Below are 1240 nucleotides of genomic sequence, written 5' to 3'. Positions count from 1 at the left end.
CGGGCGGCGCCTCGAGGACGGACGGGAACGTGAGGTCGCGGCGGCCCTGCCGACCCATGACGAGGCCGAACAGCGGCATGCTGCGCGTCGCGAGCCGCTCGAACGTGCCGGGGAGCGCGTCGATCGCGGCGCGCGCCTGCGGGCTGCCCGGTGCGCCGACGCCGACGACGAGCTGCGTCGTCTCCTCCAGGCCGTGCTCGGTGCGGGTCGTGCGGATGGTGCCGACCAGCGGCCGCTCGGGCGTGCCGGCGACGACGACCGTCGTCTCCTCCGGCATCCGGTTCCGCGCGAGCTCCGTCAGCCGCGCACGGTCCCACGCGACGACCGCGGGCTCGTGCGCACCCCAGCCGCTCGGGGCCGCACCCGTCAGGTCCTCGGCGAACAGCTCCGCGGTGCCGCCGAGCTGCGTGTCGACCGTCGCGCGGTGCCGCACGGCCTGCGACACGACGAGCTGGACCGACTGGGGGGCGACCGGGCGCAGGAACCGCACGGCGACGTCCTCGGCGGCCGTGATCGGCCCGCGCGTCGCGATCTCGCCGACCGACGACAGCCGCCGCCCGTCGGACCCGTCGCGCAGCGTGCCGTCGATCCCGCGCACGACCCACGCGCCGCCCGAGTCCCGCAGCGCCTCGCGCATCGGGTACGACAGCCGCGTCACCTCGTCGCTCACGAGCGCGACCCGCCGCCCGTCGGTGCGCGCACGCACCAGCAGGTCGGCGCGCGTCTCGCTGAGGTACGCGACCTCGGCGCGCGTCTCGGTCACCAGGACCTCGCCCGCGCGCGCGTCCAGCGCCGGGTGCGGAACCGTCATGCCGTCGCCTCCACGCGGAACACGCGCTCCCCGAGCCGCAGCTGGGAGCCCACCGGGGCCTCTTCCTCCGTCGCCGTGCCGAGCCGCATCGGCTGCGCACCCGGACGCACCAGCGCCGTGCCGTTCGTGGACCCGCGGTCGGCGACCCACAGCGTCGCGCCGTCCCAGCGGACCGACGCGTGCGTCTTCGACACCGACCGGGTCATGTCGATCATCGGGACCAGCCCGGCGACGACCTCGCCGGGACGCGGCTCGGGGTTGCGCCCGATCAGCGTGAGCCCGGTGACGAGCAGCCGCTCGCCGTCGTCGGCGACGAGCACGATCCCGTGCGCCCCACCCGTGGGTCGGCCTGCCGCACCGCCCGCTCCGACCACCGGCACGGCCCCCGACAGGGGCGCCGTCGACCCGGACGGGCCCGCGGGACCGTCG

The 1240-nt window shown here is 77.1% G+C and carries 2 protein-coding genes; both read right to left on the bottom strand.

What is annotated here, in order from left to right:
* Nucleotides 1–811 (bottom strand): DUF6177 family protein (locus HGA02_RS19795; RefSeq protein ID WP_210728850.1); only part of this gene is annotated, 811 nt, incomplete at its 3' end.
* On the bottom strand, nucleotides 808–1240 hold a 433-nt coding region (locus HGA02_RS19790), incomplete at its 5' end, for an FHA domain-containing protein (RefSeq protein ID WP_210728849.1). The genes HGA02_RS19795 and HGA02_RS19790, both read right to left, overlap by 4 nt.

Source organism: Cellulomonas septica, assembly GCF_012396155.1.
In the GTDB taxonomy this organism is placed as follows: domain Bacteria; phylum Actinomycetota; class Actinomycetes; order Actinomycetales; family Cellulomonadaceae; genus Cellulomonas; species Cellulomonas septica.
This window is presented reverse-complemented; position numbering and strand designations above follow the sequence as displayed.